The following is a 22,460-nucleotide window of genomic DNA, read 5'->3' on the forward strand; positions in this document are numbered from 1 at the left end:
AGCCCGGACCGCTCGTCACACCGACGCTGCGCTACCTGCAACCCGACGCGGACGTCGTGTCGATCATCGACGCCGCACCCACGCCCAGCGTCAGCCTCGCGAGCGACGGGCGCACGATGGTGCTCGCCGACTACCCGGCCCAGCCGGGGCTCGAGGTGCTGGCCGAGCCCATGCAGGCGCTCGCGGGCGAGCGCATCAACCCCCGCACCAACGAGCGCCGCCGCACCAGCTTCTTCGAGCAGCTCACGCTCGTCGACGTCGCAACCGGCGAGCACCGCGAGGTCACGGGGCTGCCCCCACGCCCGCAGCTGAGCACGCCCGACTGGTCGCCCGACGGCCGGCACCTCGCGTTCACCCACACCAGCGAGGATCACGTCGAGCTGTGGATCGCCGACGTCGAGACCGCGGCGGCCCGCCGGCTGATCGACGCCCCGCTCAACGGCTGCCTCGACGACGGGCTGGCCTGGCTGTCGGGCAGCGAGCGCCTGCTGGTCTCGCTGGTCCCCGCCACACGCGGGGCCGCGCCGATCGGTGGCGACGTCGCGCAGGGCCCATGGGTCGACGAGACCTCGGGCCGCGCGGCGACCAATCGCACCTACCAAGACCTGCTGAAGACCGAGCTCGACGACGCGCTGTTCACCCACTACTTCGCCAGCGAGCTGGCGATCGTCACTCTCGCGGGCGCCGTCACCAAGCTGGGCAGCGGCGACACGGCGATCGGCGTGTTCACGGATCGGGACCCCGCTCCCGACGCGCAGTGGTTGCTGGTCGAGCGGCTGGTCCCGCCGTACTCGCGGGTGGTCCCGCACTATCGGTTTGGGCACAGCGTCGAGCTGTGGTCGCTGACCGAGCCCAACGCCGCGCCGATCGTGCTCGACACCCAGCCCGCCGCCGAGGAGGTGCCGATCCAGGGCGTGCCGACCGGGCCGCGTGGGTTCTCGTGGCAGCCGCTCGCGGCCGCGAGCTTGATCTTCGTCGAGGCGCTCGACGGCGGTGATCCCCGGGCCGAGGCCGAGCACCGCGATCGTCTCATGCGCCTGACCGCCCCGTTCGCTGGCAAGTCGGCGAGCGACGCCCAGGAGTTCACCCGGCTCGTGCATCGCTACGCGGGGACCTCGTGGCTGCAGCAGCCGGGTCGCTACTTGATCAAGGAGTACGATCGAGATCGCAAGTGGTTGACGACTCACCTGCGCGAGCTCCCCGGCGACGGCCAAGCGCCCGATCCGGGCCGGGTGTTGTTCGATCGCTCGGTCCACGACAGCTACGCCGATCCCGGCGACCCCGTGCGCGTCAACCTGCCCGACGACACCTGGGTCGTGCGGATCGAGGGCGAGGGCGAGGCCGCCGTCATGTTCCTCGACGGCTCCGGCGCGACCCCCCAGGGTGATCGCCCGTTCCTGGATCGCCTCGCGCTCGCGCCCGACAGCGCGCCCGAGCGCCTGTTCGAGTCGCCGAGCGACACCTGGGCCAGCTTCGTCGGATTTGCGGGTGACACCGCCAGCGCGGTCTTGCGCCGCGAGGGTCCCGGCGATCCACCGGACTGGTTTCGTGAGCCGCTCGCTGGCGGCGAGTCCGTGGCGCTGACCCAGCTGCCGCACCCGCACCCGGGCCTCGACGGGATCCACAAGCAGCTGCTCGACTACCGCCGCGCCGACGGTGTGCCGCTGTCGGCCACGCTGTACCTGCCGCCGGGCTACGACCCCGAGGCGGGCGAGCGCCTGCCCCTGGTGATCTGGGCCTACCCGGTCGAGTACGTCGACGCGGACACGGCCGGGCAGGTCCGCGCCGCGCCAACTCGCTTCACCCGGCTCGGCGGAGTCTCGGCCACCATGTTCCTGACCCAGGGCTACGCGGTGCTGTTCGCCGCGATGCCCGTGGTCGGCGATCCCGAGACCATGAACGACACCCTGCTCGAGCAGCTCGAGCTCTCGGCCCAGGCCGCGATCGATGCCGCGGTCGCGCAGGGGGTGGCCGATCGTGATCGTGTCGGCATCGGGGGCCACAGCTACGGCGCGTTCATGGTCGCCAACCTGCTCGCCCACACCGATCTGTTCAAGGCCGGGATCGCCCGCTCGGGCGCCTACAACCGCAGCCTCACGCCGTTCGGGTTCCAGAGCGAGCGCCGCGATCTGTGGGAGGCGACCGACGCCTACGTGCGCGTGTCGCCGCTGTTCTCGGCCGCGAGCTTGGATGAGCCGATCCTGATGATCCACGGCGAGATCGACGATAACTCCGGGACCTTCCCGATCCAGACCCAGCGCCTGTTTCACGCGCTGCAGGGCCTAGGTGGCACCGCACGCATGGTGATCTTGCCGCACGAGGCGCACGGCTATCGGGCCCGCGAGTCGGTGTTACACACCCTCTACGAGTCATTCCGGTGGTTTGACATGCACGTGAAGCACCCGCCGCCCTCGACCCCGAAGGCACCGTCCAAGTGAGCGCCGCCGAGCTCACGATCGTGCCGATCGAGCTGCCGCGCGACGCCGGTCGGTTCATCGCGGCGTGGTGGCCGATCTATCGCGGGGATCCCCACTGGGTCCCGCCGCTGATCTCCGAGCGCAAGGCGTTCTTGGATCCGGGCAAGAACCCGTTCTTTCGCGCCGCCAAGGTCCAGTGCTTCATGGCCTACCGCGGCCGCACGCCGCTGGGCACGATCGCCGCGACGGTCGACGCCGAGCTGCAGCTGCGCGAGCCGGGCGTGGGGCTGTTTGGCTTCTTCGAGTTCGTGGACGAGCTCGAGGTCGCGCGCGCGCTGTTCGTGGCCGCGACCACCTGGCTGCGCGAGCAGGGCATGACGCGCGCGCGCGGGCCGTTCAACTTCAACCAGAACCATGACTTTGGCCTGCTCGTCGACGGCTTCGACGTCGATCCCAGCGTCGCCAACTCGCACAACCGCGACTACTACCCTGGGCACTATGAGGCCCTGGGCCTCGACGGCGTCATGGACTGGTACGCGTACTGGCTCGAGCCCGGCCCGGTCCCGCCGTTGATCGAGCGCCTGGCCCGGCGGGTCACGTCGCGCACCCCCGAGCTGCGGATCGAGACCATGGACGCGGCCGACTACGACCGCGGCGTGCAGCTGTTCCGCGAGATCTTCAATGACGCGTGGGATCACAACTGGGGCCACGTCCCCATGTCCGAGGCCGAGTTCGCGTTCTTGGGTCAGCGGCTCAAACCGCTGCTCGATCCGCGGCTGTGCTTTTATGCATACATCGGCGACGAGTGCGTCGCGGCCTCGATCGCGCTGCCCGACTCCAACCCCGTGACCAAGCCGATGAACGGACGGATCTTTCCGTTTGGCTGGTGGCACGCGTGGCGGGGGGCCAGCCGGATCAACGCGATGCGGGTCCTGGTCCTGGGGGTCAAGCGCCAGTACCAGCACCTCGGGCTCGGGGCGCCGCTGTACATGCGGACCTGGGAAGAGGCGCTGCGCCGCGGCTATCGGGGCGCCGACGCGTCGCTGGTGTTGGCTAACAATCGCCGCATGCGAGGCGCGCTCGAGAAGCTCGGCGGACGGATCTACATGACCTATCGGGCCTACGAACGATCGCTCGACTGAGCAGCGTGGATCTGGGCGCCGCGTCAGGCCGCGTCGTCTCCACCGTCGTCGTCGTCATCGTCATCGTCATCGTCATCGTCGTCATCGTCATCGTCGGCATCGTCGTCGGACTCGTCGGGGTCGGGCGTGCGACGTCGGCTCGGGGTCTTCGCGTTGTTCTTGGGCTTGGCCTTGGACCCGGGCTTGGAGCTGGGTTTGTGGACCGGCACGGGCGCCAGCCCATATTTTCGCCGCAGCGTGATCTGGTTCCACGGCAGGCTCCAGCGCGCGGCCTCGCGGCTGCGTTCGGATCGGGCCCGGCGCAGCTCCTGCTCGATCTTGTTGGCCTCGGCGCCGCGCTGCTTGTAGACGTCCCAGCGACCACCCTCGAGCAAGGAGCGGGGCTGCTTGCCCGCCTTGATCCACGCGAAGTAGCGAATGAACGCGGCCTGTCGCTCCGGGTCGTCGTTGTGATCGAAGTAGTAGCGCTTGAACAGCTTGTACTCGCTGCGGGCCTTCTTCGCGTTCGTGTGCGGCAAGCGAGCGATGTACTTGTCGATGTAGACCTCGAAATCCGTGAAGTAGGCGTCGGGGTACGCCTCCCGGATCGCGCTCATCAGCTCGCGGTCGTACCAGAGGATGTACCAGCGCCGACCACCGGTGCGGACGCCCCAGCGGATCGTCGCGTTGGGCTTGAACCACTTCGAGTAGCCACCCCCGCGCCGAAAGTGGACGCCGCGCTCGGTCAGGTACTTGGCTGGGGCCCACTTCTCGTGGCCGGGACGGCCGCGCTTGGTGATCTCGCGGTGGGCGACGGTCGCGTCGGTCAGCCCGAGCCGGTCGACCAGCGGCATCTTGGAGTAGTAGCCGAGCAAGCCGATCGCGCCGGTCGCCAAGATCGGCTGGTCCACGTCCTGCTCGACCAGGCCCTCATGGATCTTCCCCATGATCACGCCCACGCGGTAGTTCGCGTGATCGATGACCACGGGCGACCAGCTGACCATGGGGTAGTAGGTGGTCTCGTCCGTCAGGTGCCACAGCGAGGTGCGGGGGCCGATCAGCCGGACCCCGACCGCGCTCGCGGCCATGCAGCCGGCGAGCAGCATCGCCCCGATCGCGAGCGGGGCCCGCCTGGGCGCGGGCGCCTGCGCGGCGGTCTCGGGGGACCCCGAGCGCTCGGTGGGGGACTCAGCGGCGGTCGCCGAGGCCCGTGAGCGCAGCTGCTCGAGCGCGAGCTTTCGGGCCGCCCGAGTCAGCGAGAACTCGTGAACCAGCTGCTCACCCGCGAGCAGCAGCAGGGGGATCAGCGTGACGTAGAAGCGACCCTCCATGAAGTCGCCGCCGACGCGGATCACGTACCACTCGTAGAGCAGCACGGCCGGGACCATGAAGGCCATGAACCGACGACCGGGGATGTTGCTGGGCGCCCGCCATGGCCACAGCAAGAACAGCACGGCCACGACGATCCACAGGTGGCTCGACAGATGGAACGCCGTCGCGTAGGCCAGGCCCTGCTCGTAGTAGGTCATGTACGCCGACTTGGCGTAGTAGGTGTTGGGCAGCAGCTCGCCGTAGTACTGCAGCTTCCAGGCCGAGTAGAGCAGCCAGATCAGGAACGGCGCCGCGTAGGTCGCCATCGGGCGCAGGCCCTCGCGCCAGATCGCGCGCAGCCCGTGCTTGCGCGCGCGCCAGGTCGGCCGGATCCACACGGACAGCACGACCGCCGAGCCGACCGCGTAGAACACCGCGTGGTCGGGCCGAGTCAGCGTCGCCATGATCCAGCAAAACCCGGCCCAGAACGTGGCCTTGGCGTCGTCGCCGGACACCAGCGCGAGCACGCCCAGGTTGACCATCAAGCTGGCGAACGCGGTCTCGAGCCCGGTCGTGCCGTAGTCCGTGAAGATGTTCTGAACCGCGAGCAGGCCGACCGCGATCGGCACCGCGAACGCGTGGCGGTGAAAGGGTGGGGCGATCTTCAGGCTGATCCGCCACACGACCCACAGGTTGACGGCGAACGCGGCCATCGAGCCGATCACCGCGATCAGCGGGGCCTCCACGGGCGTCAGCCACATGAACAGCGCGACCAGCATGGTCCACAAGAAGTTCGTGTAGCCCTCGACGTACTCACCTGGGTTGTAGACCAGGCCCTTGCCGGCCACGAAGTTCTCGGCGTAGCGCAGCGAGATGTACGCGTCGTCAAAGCATGTCGCGTTGGCGTAGGCCCGCCACAGCCCGACCCCGATCAAGCCGAGCACCACGCTGAGCCGCAGCCACCGCTCGCCGGCCCACGGCTCGCTCGCGCGTCGCCGACCGACGATCACGCTCCACAGCAGCGCGGCAGCGAACGCCGCCAGCGCATAGCCGAGCATGTCCATCCACTGCGGCTCGACGGCGTCGATGTAGGTCTCGAGGATGTCGGGGAGGACATCCTCGCCGTCGCCGTTGAGTTTGGGCGCGAGCAGCATGGAGAGCTTGGGTCAGCGCGCGACCGCGGGGCGGCCAGTGGCGTGGGCGCGGACGCTAGCAAAAGTTTGGCGGCCCCGGCCAGGTTTGTCGCCCGGTCACGGCCGCCTCAACCCATGCACGACGGCGTGAGCAAAGCGCGAGGGTGGCTCGTGATCGATCCGCCAAGCCCAGGAACGACCCGGACCCTCGCACAGCGCGCGATCAGGACAGCACACGCTCGGCGGCCTGGCGGGCCAGGTCGCCGTCGACCTCGTCACGGTGGTTCTTCATGATCAGCCCCATCAGCCGACCGATCTGCTTCTTGTCGGTGATGCCGTTGGCCTGCGCGAGCTCGGCCACCAGCGCGTCCGTGGCCGCGGCGTCGAGCTTGGTCGGGAGGAACTGCTCACAGAACGCCAGCTCGAACCGGGCCTCGGCGAGCGCCTCGGCGGCCCGATCCCCCAGCGGCTCGAGCTCGGCGATGGTCTTGCGCACCTGCTTGGCGTAGGCCGTGACGTTGTCGAACCACAGCGCGTCGGTCTCCTCGACGCCCGATCCCGACTTGAGCTCCGTCAGGACCTTGTTCTTGATCATCCCGATCACGAGCTTGGTCGGCTCGTCGCGCTCGAGTCGAGCCTTGCGAAAGGCCTTGTCGATCTGCGCCTTGATCCCGTCGGAGTCGCTCATGGCGCGGAGCGTACTTCAGCCGCCCAATCGCGCAAGCGACGGCGCACGGCAACTGTGGGTCCGCCAGGCCCCACCGTCGGGCAGCGCAGCGGACGCAGCGCTACGGGATCGGCGGGCATGATCGCCTGCTCACATTGAGCGGACGGCGCACGATGACAATACTCGCGAACTGACGCCAGTGTGTGTTTCAATACGGCACGGATTGATACAGATGATGCGCATACTACCTGCTTCAGTTCTCCTCGCGTTCTCGGTCGCCGCTGTTGGTTGTGGCGGTGACAACCCGCGCGGCTCCGGCGATGACGGCACCTCGGGCATCGGCTCAGCCTCGAACGGCTCGGCCGACTCGACCGGCGAGAGCAGCGGCGAGAGCAACAGCGGCAGCACGACCACCGACCCGACCGACACCGGGCCCACGACCAACGGCGACGGCGACGGCGACGGCGACGATGATGACGACGGGGGCGGCAGCGGCACCGTGTTCGACCTGGGCACGCTGCCCGACGCGGGCCTCAACTGTGGAGCCGGGGGTGGCAACGATCCCGAGTTCACGTTCTTGTGGGCCGCCAACAGCTCGCAGGGCACGATCTCCAAGATCGACACCAACACCGTGATGGAGGTCGGCCGCTACCAGGTCCGCCCCGACGGCCAGGGCAGCCCGTCGCGAACCTCGGTGAGCTTGACCGGTCACGTCGCGGTCGCCAGCCGCCAGGGCGGGGTCACCAAGTTCTACGCGACCGAAGAATTCTGCGAGGAGTCCAACGGCATGCCCGGGATCCAGACCTCGCTCAACAACCAGGCGCTGCCGTGGGACCAAGAAGAGTGCCGGGCGTGGCACACCCCGTTCGACTACAACAGCCAGCGGCCGCTCGCGTGGGCACCCGGGACCTGGAACGCCGGCAGCTGCGAGTGGGACGACGAGATGCTGTGGACGGCCGGGCGCTACGGCAGCAACCAAGATCAGGTGCTGCTGCTCGATGGTGACACCGGCGTCGTCGTCGAGACCGTCGACATTCCCGGACTCAAGTCCGACTCGTTCGGCATCTACGGCGCCGCCGTCGACTCCGAGGGCAACTTCTGGGGCACGGGCTGGGCAACTGGCAACCATCTGATCCGCGTCGATCGCCAGACCATGGAGGCCACCGTGTGGGACGGCCCGTCGTCGACTGGGCTGACCTCGCACTGGTACGGCATGACGGTCGACGTCAACGGCTACGTGTGGAACTGCGCCAGCCGGGTCGCCCGCTTCGATCCCATGGACGAGACCTGGACTGTCAGCGATGAGCTCGGGTCCTGGGCGGCGGGCTGCATGGCCGACGCCGATCCAGACGGGCTGCTGTGGCTCGGCGGCACCGGCGTGCGGGGTCTCAACCGTGAGACCTTCGAGGTCGTCTACAACTGGCCGACGCCGTCGTCGTACGGCGTGAGCGTCGACTTCAACGGGTACGTGTGGGCCGTCGATGGCAACGGCGCGCACCGGGTCGATCCCATGACCGGGCAGGTCACCTCGTACAACGGCCTCGTCGGTGCGTACACGTACTCGGACATGACCGGCGCCGCCCTCAGCGCTGTCGGTGGCAACCCGAGCGGCTAGAGCGGGCCTAGAGCGGGTTGTCGATCACGGCCACGCAGGCGCCATCTTGGCAGCCGCAGTGGCCCTGGCCGCAGTCCATGGTGCCCCCTTGGCACTCCTCGGTGCATGCGATGTCGGAGCAGTCCGGCGCCTCCGAAGCCGGGACGCATGTGGTCGGGTGACAGCACTGCGCCGGGACGCAGTCGACGTCGGCGGAGCAGGCCAGCCCGTCCTGGCCGCCGTCCTTGCCGTCCGCCCCCGGCTCCTCGGGGCCGGAGGCCGGCGGCTCGGGCTCGAGCGCGTCACTGCTGTCGGCAGGCCCGTTCGGGCGGGCGCAGGCGACCGAGATCAAGATCAGGCACAGCGGGATCATGCGTGGGAAGATCATCGCGCCAGCGTATCTCAACACCGATCGGTCGACGAGGCCCGCAGCCCCTGCGTCGTGTGTCCGTCGATGTCATCAAGTGATGCGCGTGTCGGCTGGATCGGCAGTACTACACTCGAGTTCGCATGCTGTTCGAGAGGCAAAGTACGCTGGTCGTCGTCGCGGATCGGGAGACGGCTCGATTCTACCGTCACGCGCACCCAGGCGCGGTGCTAGAGCCCGCCCGCGCAGGGATCGATCGCCCCAGCCCAGGCGATCGCAACGCCGATCGTCCGGGACGCACCTTCGAGTCGGTCGGCCAGCACCGCCACGCCAAGGCGCCCACCACGAGCTATCAGGACCTCGAGCGGCAGGAGATGGCTGCAGAGATCGCGCAGATCATCCACGCGGCGTTCAATGACGACGAGGCCGAGCGCCTGGTGCTGATCATCGAGCCGCAGCTGCTCGGCGAGGTCCGTCAGAAGCTCGACAAGTCGGCCCGGGATCGGGTCATCCTCGAGCTCCCGATGCACCTGACTCAAGCCGACCCGCGCGAGCTGGCGCGGCGGCTGACCGACTCGGGCGAGCTCGGGCGAGTTCGCTGACTACTGCTTGTGCTGTTTTTGGTACGTGCCGATCAGCTGAGCCTCGGCGAGGATGTGGCCGGTCATCGCGTGCTCGAGCTCGGCCTTGGTCGGATCGGACAGATCGCCAAGCGGCGCGTCGAGGGCGTAGAGCTTGTGGAAGTAGCGGTGCCGACCGATCGGCGGGCACGGGCCGCGGTAGCCGGTGCTGCCCCAGTCGTTGAGCCCCTCGCGGGTGCCGGTCGGGAGCGCGGTCGCGGCCTCGGGCAGGCCGCTCGCGTCCGGCGGGATCTCGTACAGCACCCAGTGCACCCAGGTTCGCTTGGGCGCCTTGGGATCGGGGGCGTCGGGGTCGTCGACGATCAGCGCGAGGCTCTGGGTGCCGGCTGGCACGTGTGACCAGCTGAGCGCAGGCGAGACGTCTTCGCCCTCACAGGTGTGCTGAATGGGGATCGACTCGCCATCGGCGAACGCGGGGGACTCGAGCAACATCTCGGGGACCTTGGGCTTGTGGTTGGGCCTGGCGTCAGCGGGCGCCGTCTGGACGCAGGCGGTCGTGAGCAGCAAGCCAAGCGCGGTCTCGAGGGCAAGCTTCGCCATGGAATTAGTGTAGCGGCGTCGGCGATCAAAGCCTGGCGCGGCGAAGACGTAGCGCGTTGCCGATCACCGACACCGAAGACAGGCTCATCGCCGCTGCCGCGATCATCGGTGAGAGCAAGATCCCCGTGACCGGGTACAGCACGCCAGCGGCGATCGGCACCCCCAGCGCGTTGTAGACAAACGCAAAGCCGAGGTTTTGCTTGATGTTGCGCATGGTCGCGCGGCTCAGCCGACGCGCCCGCAGGATCGCCCGTAGATCACCCTCGAGCAGCGTGACGCCAGCGCTGCCGATCGCCACGTCGGTGCCGGTGCCCATGGCGATGCCGACGTCAGCCTGGGCCAGCGCGGGGGCGTCGTTGATGCCATCGCCGGCCATCGCCACGCGCTGGTCCTCGGCCTGCATCGCGGCGACCTCGGCGGCCTTGTCGGCGGGCAGCAGCTCGGCCACGAACTGCTCGATGCCGAGCACATGGGCGACGTGGGCAGCCGTCTCGTGGGCGTCGCCGGTCAGCATCATGATCTCCAGGCCATCGTTGCGCAGACCGGCGAGGGCCTCGCGGGTGCTCGACTTGATCGGGTCCGTGACCGCGAGCAGGCCCGCGACCTCTCGATCGATCGCCACGAGCATGACGCTGGCGCCCGCGCTGCGCAGCGTCTGCGCGCGCCCGCTCAGGACCGCGAGTGGCTCCGCGTCGACGCCCTGATCCTCGAGCAGCCGGTCGGTGCCAATTGCGACGGCGCGGCCCTCGACCCGACCGGTCACGCCCTTGCCCGTCACCGACTCGAACTCCTCCGCCGCCAGCAGCTCGAGCCCGCGCTGGTTCGCGCCAGCGACGATCGCCGCGGCCAGCGGATGCTCGGACCCACGCTCGACGCTCGCGACCCAGGTCAGCAGCTGATCTTGGCTCGGGCTCGGCCCGCCAGGCACGGTCTCGACCTGGGTCAGCGTCGGCTTGCCCTCGGTCAGCGTGCCGGTCTTGTCGACGACCAACACCTGGACCTGCTCGAGCCGCTCGATCGCCTCGGCGTTGGCGAACAGCACCCCCGCCTGGGCGCCGCGACCCATAGCGACCATGATCGAGATCGGCGTGGCCAGCCCGAGCGCGCACGGGCACGCGATGATGAGCACGGCGACGGCGTTGACCAGGCCGTGGGCCAGGCGCGGCTGGGGCCCCCAGATCGCCCAGGCCACGAAGGTCAGCAGCGCGATCACGACGACGATCGGCACGAACACCCCCGCGACCGCGTCGGCCAGGGCTTGGATCGGCGCCCGGCTGCGCTGGGCCTCCGCGACCAGCGAGATGATCCGGGCCAGCACGGTCTCGCTGCCGACCTTGTCCGCGCGCATGACCAGGCCACCGGACTGGTTGAGGGTCGCGCCGATCACCGTGTCGCCGACCTGCTTGGTGACCGGCAGCGGCTCACCGGTCAGCATCGACTCGTCGACGCTGCTGCGGCCCTCGATCACCTCGCCGTCGACGGGGATCTGCTCACCGGGCCGCACGCGCAGCTGATCACCGACCTGGATCGCCGCGATGTCGACGTCGATCTCGCGGCCGTCATCGAGCAGCTTGCGCGCGGTCTTGGGTGCCATCCCCAGCAGCGCCTGGATCGCCGCGCCGGTCCGCGATCGGGCCCGCAGCTCCAGGACCTGGCCAACCAAGACCAGCGTCACGATGATCGCCGCGGCCTCGAGATAGACCGGCACGGCGCCATGCTCGTCGCGCATCGCCGCAGGGAACAGGTCTGGCGCCAGCGTCGCGACCACGCCGTGGACGTACGCGACGCTGACCCCAAGCCCGATCAGCGTCCACATGTTCAAGTTCCACGACGGCCTGGATCCGTCGCGCTGCGGGATGATCGATCGGGCCCCGCGGACCAGGAACGGCCAGCCACACCACAGCACGACCGGCGTCGCGAGCAGCAGCTCGATCCACCTGCGAACCGGGTGGGGGATTCTCGCAAACGGATCCGGCGAGACCACCATCGGCAGCATCGCGAGCACGAACAGCGGGACCGTGAAGATCAGCGAGACCCACGAGCGGCGTCGCATGTCGCGGAGCTCGGGGTTGTCCACGGGTGCCGCCGTGGCAGTGCGCGGCTCGAGGGCCATGCCACACTTGGGGCACGAGCCCGGCTCGTCACGAACGATCTCGGGGTGCATCGGACAGGTCCACTCGACCCGCCCCGTCGTCGCAGGCGCCGTGTCTGGACCTCGCTCGGACATGCGTGGGTCACTCTGACGCCTCGAGCGTGATGTCGCATACCTCGCGTGCGTGCACATGTTGCGTACGAACGCCCCGGCGAGCTCGCAAAACTTGGAACCCGGGCCGCGGGCTCGGTCCAACCGAACGATCATGCGCATCTCCCCCGTGCTCCTCGCCCTGCCCCTGGTCCTGACCGCCTGCAACCACGATGACGGCGAGGCCGACGACACCTCGGCGATCGGCCTGTTCAGCGGCCTGTTCGACGGCGTCGCCACGGGCATGAATTTCCCGCTGGACATCGGCGTTGCACCCGATGATCCGCTCACGCCGGACGACATCGAGGGTGGTGACATCTACATCGCGAACTACGGGACTTCGGAGATCATGTGGGTCCGTGATCCATCCGGCGACTCCAGCAGCGGCGACGCCGATCCGATCTTCGACGGCACCTCGGTCGGCTTTGCCGGCGCCACGGCGGTCTCGGTCCCCACCCACACCCGGGTGTGGGCCAGCTTCGAGCAAGGTGGGGAGGGCGACGCAGGCGGGATTGCGATCCTCGATCAAGACGGCGCGTTGATTGCGACGATCGACGGTAGCGACGAGTCCGACGCGTTCGCCAACCCTGGCGGCCTCTGCTACGGCGGGCGCTCGGCCGACGGCCTGATCGAGTACTTCTATATGATCAACCTCGGCGACGGCACGGCCTGGCGGATCGAAGCCAGCACCCTCGACGGCGACGATCTCACGTTCACGCGGATCGGCAGCGGGCTCGCCACCGGGACTCCCGGAAACCCCGGCTCGCCCGGCAACGGCCTGACGAGCTCGTCGGATCTGCCCGATGGCGGCGCGCGTGGCTGCGTGTATGACCTTGGGTCGCTCTATGTCGCCGACATGCAAAATGATCGGGTCGTGCGCTTCGACGACGCCGCGACCGACGATGGGATCGATGGCGTCGCCCTCGAGGATCTGCCGGCCGGGAACCTCAATGATCCGACGGACCTCACGGTCAACGCCGAGGGCTACCTCATCATCATCTCCTACGAGAACGCGAAGGCGTTCCTGACCGTCGAGCTGCCCCGCGGCGGGTTCATCGACAATGGGCTGCAGAACCTGAGCGTCAACGCGGGCAATTATGGTGTGGCGGTCGCGAGCGGGACGGTGTGGTTCACCCGCGCGAACAATCAAAATGGCACGCTGCGCGCAGTGACGCCCGAGCAAGACGTCCCGCCGACCACCGAAGGACCATTTCCGCCTCAGTAGGAACTGCGGTTCGCCGGATCACTCATCGGCGCTGTCGGTGCACGCGGCGATCCCCAGCGCCGCCTGCAGCTCGCAGTTCCAGCTACACAGACCTTCGCTGAGGCTGCTCGACAGCGCACCGTCGTCGCTCAGCACCGCCTCGCGATAGGCCGCCCAGTCCTGCATGTGCGCGTCGGCGTCGAAGCCCGCGTCCGCCAGCAGATCGCTCATCACCGGGAGCACGATCCGGGTGTACACGATCCCTTCGTCGACGCCCTTGACTCCCTCGGCGCTGCCCAGCGACCCGGCCAACACGGCTTCGTCACAGTACTTGCGGGCCCGCTTGGCGAACACGATCGCGAGCTCGTGCTCGATCAGGTCCGCGTCGATCTCGGCTGGCGGGCCGCTGAGCATCGTGGTGATCAGCTCGACCGCCGGCGTGTTGCGGCCCAAGATCCGATCTTTGATCAACGCCAACAGCCCCAGCGCCTCGCGTGCCGCGAGCGGGTCCGCGTCGGCTCGGGCTCGCTCGGCGAGCGCCACCAGGCGGCGCTGCACGACCCCAAACGAGCCCTTCTCGATCACCTGCTTGGCCGACTTGGTGGCGAGCTCATCGGCCGCCCAGACTTGCTCGTCGCCGATGATCCCCGCCGAGCCGGTCGTGAACGCGCCCTCGATCGTCGCCTCCCAGTCCTCGTTGGCGCTGGCATCGGCGGCGCCAGCGAGGCCGGCGAAGCTGCCGGTCCACACGCACCAGGCCCAGTCCCACTCCGCGTGAAACAGCGCGGGGTCGCGCTGGGGATCGGGGAGCGCGTCCGAGACCATCGCCAGGCGGGCGCGGACGTCGAGCAGGCCGACCTCGCGCAGGGTCGCGACCACATCCAGCAAGATCAGCTTGCGCGCCTCCCCCTGCTCGAGCGCGGCGAGCTCGAGGGCCTGCTCGATCGCCAGATCATCGATCAACACGCCAGCCTCGACGCGGCCGAGCTTGGCCCCGACCTCGCGGACCCATCGCTGGACCGCGGTGCCGCCGGGCAGGGGCGACTCACCGGACAGATCCGGCGCGTCACCACGGTACAGCTCGATCACATAGTCCAGATCAGGATCGGGCAGGCGCAGCTCGGCCTCGATCTGCGTGAGCCCAAACATCGCCGCCTCGCAGGCGGGCAGGGGGGTGTCACCCAGCTCGGGCTCGTCCTCGTCACCAAGCTCGTCGCCGGACGTGTCGGCGCCATCCTCGGTCGAGCAGGCACAGAGCCAGGCACCAAGCAGGAGCGCGGAAATTCGGGGTGTCATGCGTTTCATGGCAATCACGGCGGGTCGGTCGTGGGCGCGGGCAGGATCCAGGGCTTCGCGGCCAACCCCGCGCGGGTGGCCGCGAGATCAGTCTGGGGATCGATCAAGCGCGCGTGAGGCCGGCCATTGAACGCGACAAACACGTCGGCGCGGACCTCGATGTCGGCACCGGGCATCTCGTGCTCGAGTCGGGTGGCCAGGTGTCGCGCGTACTGGGCGATCAGATCCGGCTGCGTGCTCATCATCTTCACTTGTAGCGCGCTCAGCTCGGCGTGGGGGGCGACCGTCCAGCGGTCGCCAGAGACGCGGTCGTGGACCCGAAACTCGACGAACCCGACCTTCTCGATCAGCATCACCCGATAGCCGAAGCGAAACCCCTGCTCGTGCCACAGCATCGATCCCGGGTAGAGCAGGGCGCGCCACGGCAGCGCGATCTGGACCACGAGCAGCGCCCCCGCGAGCCCCGCGAGCGCCTGTTCGAGGCGAGGTTTCGTGGGTGCGTGGCCGCCTGATTCGAGGTTCAACGCCATGAATCGGCGCGGCCAGTCGGGCGCGAACATGATCGTCGCGCAGCCGATCATGAACCACGGGAACATGCCGATCGGAAACAACAATCCGGTGATCACGTGAAAGCCAACCACCGCCGCGTAGGCAACTTTCCGGGTCCGCCGCCACAGCAGCGCCGGGACCACCAGCAAGTCGAACCCCAGCCCCGACCACGACGCCAGGTGGGCCAGCCAGGCCTCGTCGAGCCACGCCCCCACAACTGGAAGATCAGCGTGCTGAGCCAGCCAAGTTCGAAGCGGTTGCGCGTGAACCAGCCAGTCTGAGCCGAGCTTGGCGACGCCAGCGAACACGTAGACCAGGCCGACCTGAACTCGGACCAGCGTGAGCTTGGCTCGACTCACGCGCCCGTCCGCGTCGGGCCTTGGCGGCAGCAGCACGAAGGTCGCGAGCAGGCAGGTGATGAAATAGTAGTGGTTGAGGTAATAGGTGAGGTCGATCAGCTCGATATACGTGAACGCGACCCAGCAGATCAGCGCCGACAGTCGCACCCGCACACCCGCCGCCAGCGCCAGGCTGGCCGCGGCCAGCACCGCAAACAGACCATACGCGAGCGCTGGCCCCGGCGCTCGCACCCACGCAAACCCCCAATAGTGAAAGTGGAAGCTCGGCGCGAGCAGCAGCTCGCTCACCCATCCGCGCGCGACGAAGCGCAGCGCGGACACGCAGACCAGCAGCCCCACGAACACCCGCAGGATCACCAGCGAGCTGGCGTCCACGCGCGGATGGGCCCACGCGCGCGCTCGATCCAGCCCCCGTTGCATCACCTCAGTCCCCGTCGTTGTCGCTCAGCGAGACGGTCACACCGAGCAAGCTCGCGACGTCGGCCGTCATCGAGATCCGCACCTGCTTGATCGCAACTTGGGCCTGCTCGACGGCGGCGGCGTCGGAGCTGATCGCCAGTCGCAGCGGCTCGGGCACCGCCGCGAGCGCGAGCTTGGCAGCCTCGAGCTCGGCGCGGATCTTGGCGTCGACGTCGGGATTGCGCTGCTCGACCAAGATCGTCAGGCCGAGCCCGCCGTCATCGGTCCCGAGGTACGCGGCCTCGAACCCGGCCAGGGCGTCGCGCGCGTCGGTGAGTGAGCGGTCCGAGATCCGCGACTCGACCAGCTCTGGATCCGCTCCGCTCGCGCTCGTGAGCCCCAGCGGCTTGGCCAGCTTCATGTCGTCGAGATCGTGGAGCCCGGCGATCATCGCGTTGACGATCGCGTCGATCGCCAGCGCGAGGTCAGGGTAGGTCTCGCTGGTCCCGGCGCCGACGAGCTGGGTCGCGTAGTCGTCGCGCCACGCGTCGTCGAGCTCGGCGAGGCGCAGGGCCACGTCGGCGGTCAGCAACTCGAGATACGCGCAGCGGGCCGGGCCATCGGCGCCGGTCAGCGCCGCGAGCACGGCCTCGTCGCCAGCGAGCGGATCCCACAGCAAGTACTCGACCGCGGGCATGCCCTTGCTCGCAACCCCGAGCGCGTCGAGCTCGGCCTGCGAGCTCACCCCCGCAGCCACGCCACCCTCGACGCTGCTCGGACGCAGCGGCCAAAAGTCGATCGCCATGTCGAAGCCATCGTCGATGATCGGCCCCAGCGGGATCGCCAGCGCTCGCTTCCACGGAGCACGCAGCTGCCACCACGCGTCCTGTGCCGCGTCGAGGTGGGCGGCGTCGGGGCTGCTGCACAGCGCGGTCGCAGCTGTGTGCAGGGCTTCGCCGCGCTCGCTCGCTTCGCCGAGCGTCGGGATGAACTGGGCCTCGACCAGGCTGGCGAGCAGCTCGGCGCGGCGATCGGGCTCTTGGTTGGCGGGGCAGGCGACCAGCGCCCCGAACGACAGACCGACGAGGGCGACGACACCGACCAGGACTGACTTTGAGCGGCTTCGATCGTTCATAGTGACTCCACGAACCGTAGCAGGGCTGCCCGCTCGCTCGCGCTCAGCTCGACGAACCGTGCGCGCGCAGGCTCGGCCTCACCGCTGTGCCAGAGGATCGCCTCGGCGAGCCCGCGGGCGCGCCCGTCGTGGAGGTACAGCGCGTGATCATTGACGACCGAGAACAGCCCCACGCCCCACAGCGGCGGCGTTCGCCACTCGCGTCCGTTCGCCTCGTAGTCGGGCCGACCGTCGGCCAGGCCCTCACCCAGATCGTGGACCAGCAGATCCGTGTACGGCCAGATCACCTGATTCGACAGCTCGGGGAAGCCCTCCAGCTCACCCGTGACGAGGCGTGGGACGTGACAGTCGCCGCAGCCGATCTCCAGGAACAGCTCGCGCCCGTTGAGGACCTCGGGGTCGTCGACGTCGCGCCGAGCCGGGACCGCGAGCAGGCGTGAGTAGATCGTGACCGCGTCGAGCAGCTCCTCGCTCAGCTCCGGGCTGCCGCCGGTTGGCGCTGCGCCACACTCGAGCTGCGCCGCCGGACAGTCCTCGCCAGGGTGCAGGCTCGACGAGATCCCAAGGTCGCCGTGAAACGCTCCCGCGTTTTGCTGGCGCAGCCCCGGTTGGTTGGCCTTCCACCCAAACCGACCGAGCACCGTGGTCTGGCTGAGTGGATCCCACACGTAGTTGGGCCGCCCCGAGATGCCGTCGTCGTCGTCGTCATCGGGATCGGCGAGCGCCAGGATCGTCGACTCGGGCAGCGCCTCGAGCAGCCCCAGGCCGATCATGTGCGGGGCCACGCGGGCCGACATCAGCGCGTCTTCAGCCAGCGGACCGAACCCGAGCGCGACGAGCTCGAGGCTGGGCTGGCGCAGCGAGTACGGCTGGCCGTCTGCGTAGGTCCCGGGCAATTCCTGCCAGGTGACCCGCGCCTGCCCCTCGGAGGTGACGCCAGGGATCGCGTCGGGCTGCAGCTGACCGCCGTAGCTGGGCTCGGGCAGCGGGCCGCCGTGCTCGTCGACGCCGGGGATCGAGAGCCGGACCAACATCGAGAGCATCGGCTCGTCGGCGCTCAGCGGCGGTCGCCCGCGGCCGTCCTTGAAGTGGCAGGCCGAGCACGATCGGGCGTTGAAGGTGGGGCCCAGCCCGTCGCGGGCGGTCGTCGACGCCGGGGCGATCACCCAGTTCTTGTTGAAGAACGAGTTGCCGACGAAGAACGCTGACTCGTTGGGCTCGCTGAGGTTGCGGGCCGACAGCATGAACGACCGCGCGCCAGTCTCGAACACCGTCGTGTCCCCGCCGGCCAGCTCCTCGCCGGGCTCGGGCGCGAGCTCGTCGGCGTCCGCACACGCGGCCACCAGCAGCAGCGTGAGCAGGAACGACGAGCCCGAGGCGTGACCGCGCATGGTGCCGGACACGATCATTCGAGCGCGAGGTTGATGTCAAACAGCGCCGCGACCTCGACGATCGTGTCGGTCTGGCGGCGCAGCGCGTCGACGGTAGCCTGCACGGCCTCGCGGTCGTCGATGATCGCCCGGTCGAACGGCACCGGGATCGCCTCCGCGGCGGCGAGGCTGGCCTGGATGTCGTCGGCGAGCCGATCCGCGAGGTCCTGATCGCGGGCCGCGACCAGGTCGTAGAGCCCCGGTCCCGCCTCGGCGCCCGGGTACTCGCCCAGGTACACGTTTTGAATCCCAAGCACATCCACGATGATGTCGCGGTGGGTGTTGTCGCTGAAGCACGAGTGCTCGTCCTCTTGATCCTGGGTGGCGAGCGCGACCTCGATCCGCTCACCCGCTAGCTCGGCGCCCGAGAGGCTGCCGATCCCCAGCAGCATCCGGCGCACGATCTCGTCGGGTGCGGCGTCCAGGAAGCTCGCCCGATAGTTGTCGCCGCTCGTCGGATCCCAGGCCGCGATCAAGCCGTCGAGATCCGCGATCAGGAGATCGGCGGCGGCGATCAAGTACGCGCCGCGGCGATCCTGGTTGCTCGCGGTGCCCGCTCCGCTGGCGTCGAAGTCGGTCCACGGCCGCTCGCCGGGGCCCGACTCCGAGAGATCCTGTCCCCACAACAGGAACTCGATCGCGTGGTAGCCCGCCGAGATGTTGGTCTCGCCGCCTTGCTCGTTGAGCTCGATCAGCAGCTCCGCGTTGATCTCCGGGTAGCTCGTTGGGTCGTTGATGATGCCCGCGTCCGGCATGCCCTCGACGTAGTCGACGTAGGCCTCGTCCATCGGCCACGCGTTGAGCTGCCCCTCGGGGCCGGCGCTTGGCTCGTCGATCGGGCCGTCGTAGAACCGAAACGCCTCGCTCTGGCCGTAGGACTCGCGGGACGTGAGCCAGGCCTGGCGCGCGGCGTCGAGGTTGGCCTCGCTCGGGCTCGCGACCAGCTCCGTGACCGCGTGGTGCAGGTCCATGGCCGAGCTGCGCGCGTCGGCGTAGTTGGCCGCGACGACGCTCGCGTACTGCTCGGCGATCGGCGCGACCTCGTCGCTGCCGAGCCCTGCCGAGTCTTCGGGGTCGTTGGTGCAGGCGCTGAGCGTGAGCGCGACGATGGCCGCGAGGGGTCCGAGACGAGTCATGACCTGGAAGATATTGAAAACTGTTTTCAACGTCAAACTCTAAAATTCCCTAGCCGACGCACACCAAGTGTCAGCTGGCGCGAAGGTAGAACACAATTTTCAATATCATCGTGTGTGACGGCGGGGTCGGGTGCCACGCGCCGTCAGGCGGCCGTGGCGTCGTCGCGGCCGCGAGCCGTGAAGTACACGCCAACCATCGGCCCGATCGCGAGCACCGCGAACACCCACCTCCACCCGACGAGCTCCGCGAGGCGAGGGACCAGCTGGATCGACACGGTCGAGATCGCGAAGCCCAGCCCATTTTGGATCGTCAGCGCGGTACCGGTGTACTCGCTCGGCGCGTGGCGGGCCGCGAGCGCCGAGAACTGCGGAGAGTCGGCGACCACCAGCACACCCCAAGCCAGCAAGAACACGGTCAGCCAACCAGGCGGCAGCTCGAACGCAAACCCCGAGATCAGACACGCGACGCCGCTGCCGGTCAGCGCGATCAGGGCGACCTTGCGCTCGCCGAGCCGGCGCGAGAGCAGTCCACCCGCCACGCAGCCGAGCGCACCGACGCCCACGGTCGCAAACGCGAGCAGCGAGACCCGCTCCGCCCACGCGCCCGCGTTGGCTGCGGCGAACCGAGCGTCGAGCCACACCGCCGTCAACGACCACAGCGCGTAGAGCTCCCACATGTGCCCGAAGTAGCCGAACGCCGCGTCGCGGAACGGGCGGTGCCGAAACACCCGGCCGACCACGCGTAGATCCAGCCTGGCCCGGGTCCGCAGCAGCGGGCCCTCGTCGCAGCCGAGCCGCACCAGCAGCCCGCCGACGACCGAAGCGATCGAAGCGATCGAAGCCAGCGCCCGCCAGTCGAGCGCCAGGCCCAGCGCCGCCACACCAAACGGGAACGCGGTCCCCAGCGTCAGGCAGCCGACCATCACGCCCAGCCGCCAGCCCAGGCCCTCGCGGTACCACCCCGCGATCAGCTTCATCCCGACCGGGTACACGCCCGCGAGCGTCATCCCGGTTGCGAACCGCAGCACCAGGGCCGACCACAGGCCGTCGCTGAGCCACGCGAAGCCCAGGTTGAAGCACGCGCCGAGCACCGCCGAGCCACAGAACACGCGGCGGGCGTCAAACCGATCGGCCAGGTTGGTCGCGGCGTAGACCAACGTACCAGCGATGAAGCCCCACTGCGTCGCGCTGGTCAGACGCGCGGCCTCGCTCGGGCTCAGCGCCCACACCCGGGCTAGCTCGCGCGCCGCCGCGGTGCCCGAGAGCCACGTCGAGCTCGCGAGCAGGACCCCGATCGAGATCACGACGAGCGCCCGCTTGGCGCTGACTTGCTCGGCCGCCGTCATGCCTGGTCATTTTATCTCGCGCAGGGCAAAAAATAGTCGGTGCTGAATCCGCGCTCCGCTGCTATGGTCGGCGCCCGTCATGCCTGGTCATTTTATCTCGCGCAGGGCAAAAAATAGTCGGTGCTGAATCCGCGCTCCGCTGCTATGGTCGGCGCCCGTCATGCGCTTGAACCAATTTCTCGCCATCGAGAGCGACCTCAAGAAGCGAGTCTTCGCCGAGCTCACCGAGCTCGACAAGGCCTGCCGCAAGCCCGATCTGCTCAACGGCTTCGTCGCCACCTACGAGGCCCTGGCCGAGGACGGCGAGCACTTTCCAACCGAGCAAAAGCGCGTGCAGTACAACGCGCGCGAGGTGCTGCAGACCATCCACAAGAGCCTGGGTGAGCTGTTCAACATCGAGGCCACCAAGGACTTCGCCAACTGCGAGGTCAAGGCCGACGTCGTCGTCGACGGGCAGACGCTCATGGCCCAGGTGCCCACCACCTTCCTGTTGTTCCTGGAAAAGCAGCTCAAGGACATCGGCACCATGGTCGAGCGGATCGTCGAGCTCGACCCCGCCGAAGACTGGCGCAGCGACGAGAATGACAAGGGCATGCACGTCAGCGCGCCCAGCAAGCGCCACCGCACCAAGAAGATCCAAAAGGGCATCGTGCTCTACCCCGCGACCGAAGAGCACCCGGCCCAGGCCCAGCTGATCACCGAGGATCAGATCGTCGGCTACGTGACCACGGTCAAGCGCTCGGGCGCGATCCCTCGCGAGATCAAGCGGACCTTGCAGCGTCGGATCGAGAAGCTGTCCAACGCGGTCAAGTGCGCCCGCGAAGAGGCCAACACGCGAGACGTCGTGCGCCAGGACGCCTCGGCGATGCTCGACTACGTGTTCGCCGAACTCTAACTCCGTCCCCCTTCGAACAGGAGACACCAAGACTTTCACAGGGAGCCAAGCTGAAGCTCAAGCTCATCGTCACGACAGCCGAAGACGTGGGGGTTCGAATCCCTCTCCCGACAATCTCCAGCGATGGGTCGGGGTGGCGGAACTGGTAGACGCAGGCACACAAGACCCCGCACAAAACCGCGGGGGTGTCGGTCCGAGGCATCACTCAAGCTAAGCCTCGCTCCCAAGCTCAATAGTCGAGCCATCGATCATCTCTCCTTTCACCTACCCACGCTCGAGATCCGGGATCGTCCCCCGGCGGATCCGTCACTGTGGATCTGTGGTCTAATGGAATGATGCGGGCTTTCAATCTCGTGGGTGAAGACTGCCGTTGATCGGTCAACACTCGGCGCCGGCGTTCGAGAGCGTCGGTTCTAGGTCCTGGCGGGTGAGGCTACACCCCGCCAGGACCGTCCTATCCTTTTACCCCCACAGACATCCTGCACTTTGCCATGCACGGCCGCTGGCGCGTCCGGTCGGTCGCTGGCGCTCCCTCGATGGGCTGGTTCTTTTATGCGCGATGGCATGTGTGGCCCCCTGGGAGGGGGCTCGTTGTACCGTTTGCGGGCATTTTTCGCTTTTGGTGTGTGGGGTTGGTGCTTGGCGTTGAGTACGGCTTACTTGGGTGCTGGGGGGCGG

17 protein-coding genes are annotated in these 22,460 nt (G+C 68.6%); 6 read left to right on the forward strand and 11 right to left on the reverse strand.

Annotated features, from left to right (window positions below):
- Both ENSA7_RS17745 and ENSA7_RS17750 read left to right on the forward strand, forming a co-directional pair.
- The coding region (locus ENSA7_RS17745; RefSeq protein ID WP_106090485.1) for a prolyl oligopeptidase family serine peptidase at window positions 1-2,438 on the forward strand (2,438 nt) is incomplete at its 5' end.
- Window positions 2,435-3,559 carry a GNAT family N-acetyltransferase gene (locus ENSA7_RS17750; protein ID WP_106090486.1) on the forward strand — a complete coding sequence of 375 codons (1,125 nt, stop codon included), beginning with the start codon at window positions 2,435-2,437 and terminating at the stop codon, window positions 3,557-3,559. The genes ENSA7_RS17745 and ENSA7_RS17750, both read left to right, overlap by 4 nt.
- Window positions 3,560-3,582: 23 nt before the next feature.
- Here the strand turns inward: ENSA7_RS17750 and ENSA7_RS43815 are convergent, their stop codons facing one another.
- On the reverse strand, window positions 3,583-6,003 hold the full coding sequence (locus ENSA7_RS43815; protein WP_181233852.1) for a hypothetical protein: 2,421 nt from the start codon (window positions 6,001-6,003) through the stop codon (window positions 3,583-3,585).
- A 202-nt stretch (window positions 6,004-6,205) separates the two neighbouring features.
- Window positions 6,206-6,670 (reverse strand): GatB/YqeY domain-containing protein, encoded by a 465-nt coding sequence (locus ENSA7_RS17760; RefSeq protein WP_106090487.1) that lies wholly within the window; start codon window positions 6,668-6,670, stop codon window positions 6,206-6,208.
- A 211-nt stretch (window positions 6,671-6,881) separates the two neighbouring features.
- Here ENSA7_RS17760 and ENSA7_RS17765 point away from each other — a divergent pair, with 211 nt between their 5' ends.
- A complete protein-coding gene (locus ENSA7_RS17765; protein WP_106090488.1) occupies window positions 6,882-8,264 on the forward strand; it encodes an NHL repeat-containing protein in 1,383 nt (460 codons plus the stop codon).
- Window positions 8,265-8,271: 7 nt separating this feature from the next.
- Here the strand turns inward: ENSA7_RS17765 and ENSA7_RS17770 are convergent, their stop codons facing one another.
- Complete coding sequence (locus ENSA7_RS17770; RefSeq protein ID WP_106090489.1) at window positions 8,272-8,631, reverse strand: hypothetical protein; 360 nt, start codon at window positions 8,629-8,631, stop codon at window positions 8,272-8,274.
- A 122-nt stretch (window positions 8,632-8,753) separates the two neighbouring features.
- Here ENSA7_RS17770 and ENSA7_RS17775 point away from each other — a divergent pair, with 122 nt between their 5' ends.
- Window positions 8,754-9,212 (forward strand): host attachment protein, encoded by a 459-nt coding sequence (locus ENSA7_RS17775; RefSeq protein WP_106090490.1) that lies wholly within the window; start codon window positions 8,754-8,756, stop codon window positions 9,210-9,212.
- On the opposite strand, the gene ENSA7_RS17780 is transcribed toward ENSA7_RS17775, so the two are convergent.
- Complete coding sequence (locus ENSA7_RS17780) at window positions 9,213-9,683, reverse strand: YbhB/YbcL family Raf kinase inhibitor-like protein (protein ID WP_106090498.1); 471 nt, start codon at window positions 9,681-9,683, stop codon at window positions 9,213-9,215. It abuts the gene before it with no gap.
- Window positions 9,684-9,816: 133 nt separating this feature from the next.
- Window positions 9,817-12,018 carry a copper-transporting P-type ATPase gene (locus tag ENSA7_RS17785; RefSeq protein WP_244923835.1) on the reverse strand — a complete coding sequence of 734 codons (2,202 nt, stop codon included), beginning with the start codon at window positions 12,016-12,018 and terminating at the stop codon, window positions 9,817-9,819.
- A gap of 130 nt (window positions 12,019-12,148) precedes the next feature.
- On the opposite strand from ENSA7_RS17785, the gene ENSA7_RS17790 reads away from it, so the two are divergent.
- Window positions 12,149-13,258 (forward strand): NHL repeat-containing protein, encoded by a 1,110-nt coding sequence (locus ENSA7_RS17790; RefSeq protein ID WP_106090491.1) that lies wholly within the window; start codon window positions 12,149-12,151, stop codon window positions 13,256-13,258.
- Between the two features lie 18 nt (window positions 13,259-13,276).
- Here the strand turns inward: ENSA7_RS17790 and ENSA7_RS17795 are convergent, their stop codons facing one another.
- The 6 genes from ENSA7_RS17795 to ENSA7_RS17820 all read right to left on the reverse strand — a co-directional run bounded on the left by ENSA7_RS17795 (window position 13,277) and on the right by ENSA7_RS17820 (window position 20,887).
- On the reverse strand, window positions 13,277-14,533 hold the full coding sequence (locus ENSA7_RS17795; RefSeq protein WP_106090492.1) for a hypothetical protein: 1,257 nt from the start codon (window positions 14,531-14,533) through the stop codon (window positions 13,277-13,279).
- A 14-nt stretch (window positions 14,534-14,547) separates the two neighbouring features.
- A complete protein-coding gene (locus ENSA7_RS17800; RefSeq protein WP_146157817.1) occupies window positions 14,548-15,861 on the reverse strand; it encodes an HTTM domain-containing protein in 1,314 nt (437 codons plus the stop codon).
- Between the two features lie 4 nt (window positions 15,862-15,865).
- Window positions 15,866-16,975, reverse strand: coding sequence for an imelysin family protein (locus ENSA7_RS17805; protein ID WP_106090494.1), 1,110 nt, complete (start codon window positions 16,973-16,975; stop codon window positions 15,866-15,868).
- Complete coding sequence (locus ENSA7_RS17810; protein WP_244923836.1) at window positions 16,972-18,384, reverse strand: di-heme oxidoreductase family protein; 1,413 nt, start codon at window positions 18,382-18,384, stop codon at window positions 16,972-16,974. The genes ENSA7_RS17805 and ENSA7_RS17810 overlap by 4 nt, the downstream gene beginning before the upstream one ends.
- The gene (locus ENSA7_RS17815; RefSeq protein ID WP_106090495.1) at window positions 18,381-19,541 is read right to left on the reverse strand and encodes an imelysin family protein; all 1,161 of its coding nucleotides are present in this window, start codon (window positions 19,539-19,541) and stop codon (window positions 18,381-18,383) included. Before ENSA7_RS17815 ends, ENSA7_RS17810 begins: the two co-directional genes overlap by 4 nt.
- 143 nt (window positions 19,542-19,684) lie before the next feature.
- Window positions 19,685-20,887: an MFS transporter gene (locus ENSA7_RS17820; RefSeq protein WP_106090496.1), complete on the reverse strand. Its 1,203-nt coding sequence runs from the start codon at window positions 20,885-20,887 to the stop codon at window positions 19,685-19,687.
- Between the two features lie 160 nt (window positions 20,888-21,047).
- Here ENSA7_RS17820 and ENSA7_RS17825 point away from each other — a divergent pair, with 160 nt between their 5' ends.
- Window positions 21,048-21,782: a DUF7873 family protein gene (locus ENSA7_RS17825; protein WP_106090497.1), complete on the forward strand. Its 735-nt coding sequence runs from the start codon at window positions 21,048-21,050 to the stop codon at window positions 21,780-21,782.
- The last annotated feature ends 678 nt before the right edge of the window (window positions 21,783-22,460 follow it).

Source organism: Enhygromyxa salina, assembly GCF_002994635.1.
Classification (GTDB): domain Bacteria; phylum Myxococcota_A; class Polyangia; order Nannocystales; family Nannocystaceae; genus Plesiocystis; species Plesiocystis salina_B.

Bases quoted from the DNA above. Each gene is read 5' to 3' on its own strand.
- ENSA7_RS17825 (WP_106090497.1), top strand. From the start codon at position 21,048: ATGCGCTTGAACCAATTTCTCGCCATCGAGAGCGACCTCAAGAAGCGA.
- ENSA7_RS17790 (WP_106090491.1), top strand. From the start codon at position 12,149: ATGCGCATCTCCCCCGTGCTCCTCGCCCTGCCCCTGGTCCTGACCGCC.
- ENSA7_RS17785 (WP_244923835.1), bottom strand. From the start codon at position 12,018: ATGTCCGAGCGAGGTCCAGACACGGCGCCTGCGACGACGGGGCGGGTC.
- ENSA7_RS17805 (WP_106090494.1), bottom strand. From the start codon at position 16,975: ATGAACGATCGAAGCCGCTCAAAGTCAGTCCTGGTCGGTGTCGTCGCC.
- ENSA7_RS17775 (WP_106090490.1), top strand. From the start codon at position 8,754: ATGCTGTTCGAGAGGCAAAGTACGCTGGTCGTCGTCGCGGATCGGGAG.
- ENSA7_RS43815 (WP_181233852.1), bottom strand. From the start codon at position 6,003: ATGCTGCTCGCGCCCAAACTCAACGGCGACGGCGAGGATGTCCTCCCC.
- ENSA7_RS17770 (WP_106090489.1), bottom strand. From the start codon at position 8,631: ATGATCTTCCCACGCATGATCCCGCTGTGCCTGATCTTGATCTCGGTC.
- ENSA7_RS17815 (WP_106090495.1), bottom strand. From the start codon at position 19,541: ATGACTCGTCTCGGACCCCTCGCGGCCATCGTCGCGCTCACGCTCAGC.
- ENSA7_RS17800 (WP_146157817.1), bottom strand. From the start codon at position 15,861: ATGCAACGGGGGCTGGATCGAGCGCGCGCGTGGGCCCATCCGCGCGTG.
- ENSA7_RS17780 (WP_106090498.1), bottom strand. From the start codon at position 9,683: ATGTTGCTCGAGTCCCCCGCGTTCGCCGATGGCGAGTCGATCCCCATT.
- ENSA7_RS17810 (WP_244923836.1), bottom strand. From the start codon at position 18,384: ATGATCGTGTCCGGCACCATGCGCGGTCACGCCTCGGGCTCGTCGTTC.
- ENSA7_RS17820 (WP_106090496.1), bottom strand. From the start codon at position 20,887: ATGACGGCGGCCGAGCAAGTCAGCGCCAAGCGGGCGCTCGTCGTGATC.
- ENSA7_RS17760 (WP_106090487.1), bottom strand. From the start codon at position 6,670: ATGAGCGACTCCGACGGGATCAAGGCGCAGATCGACAAGGCCTTTCGC.
- ENSA7_RS17795 (WP_106090492.1), bottom strand. From the start codon at position 14,533: ATGACACCCCGAATTTCCGCGCTCCTGCTTGGTGCCTGGCTCTGTGCC.
- ENSA7_RS17765 (WP_106090488.1), top strand. From the start codon at position 6,882: ATGATGCGCATACTACCTGCTTCAGTTCTCCTCGCGTTCTCGGTCGCC.